This window comes from Mycoplana rhizolycopersici, assembly GCF_013378445.1.
GTDB lineage: Bacteria > Pseudomonadota > Alphaproteobacteria > Rhizobiales > Rhizobiaceae > Mycoplana > Mycoplana rhizolycopersici.
Genome location: NZ_JABXYK010000058.1, coordinates 1 through 673 on the forward strand (window position 1 = coordinate 1; position 673 = coordinate 673).

Genomic DNA, 673 nt, shown 5'->3' on the forward strand with positions numbered 1-673 from the left:
AAAAGACCCGGCGCGAGGCCGGGTCCGTCCGATGGTGTGGTTATGTCGGTGTCGCCGTTCAGGCGGCCATGGCCTTCTTCAGGTTCTCGTCGATCTTGTCGAGGAAGCCGGTGGTGGAGAGCCAGGGCTGGTCGGGGCCGATCAGAAGCGCCAGGTCCTTGGTCATGAAGCCGGCCTCGACGGTGTCGACGCAGACCTTCTCCAGCGTGTTGGCAAACTTCGCCAGTTCGGCGTTGCCGTCGAGCTTGGCGCGGTGGGCAAGGCCGCGCGTCCAGGCGAAGATCGAGGCGATCGAGTTGGTCGAGGTTTCCTCGCCCTTCTGGTGCTGGCGGTAGTGGCGGGTGACCGTGCCGTGCGCGGCCTCGGCTTCCACCGTCTGGCCGTCCGGCGTCATCAGCACCGAGGTCATCAGGCCGAGCGAGCCGAAGCCCTGCGCCACGATGTCGGACTGCACGTCGCCGTCATAGTTCTTGCAGGCCCAGACGTAGCCGCCCGACCACTTCAGTGCGGAAGCGACCATGTCGTCGATCAGGCGGTGCTCGTACCAGATCTTCGCTTCCTTGAACTTTTCGGCGAACTCGGCGTCGAAGACCTCCTGGAAGATGTCCTTGAAGCGGCCGTCATAGACCTTGAGGATGGTGTTCTTGGTCGAGAGATAGACCGGCACCTTGCG

At 63.7% G+C, this 673-nt stretch carries 1 protein-coding gene; it reads right to left on the reverse strand.

What is annotated here, in order from left to right; all coding sequences use genetic code 11:
• Positions 1 to 58: 58 nt before the first annotated feature.
• Positions 59 to 673 (reverse strand): NADP-dependent isocitrate dehydrogenase (locus HV823_RS26390; protein WP_176952624.1); only part of this gene is annotated, 615 nt, incomplete at its 5' end.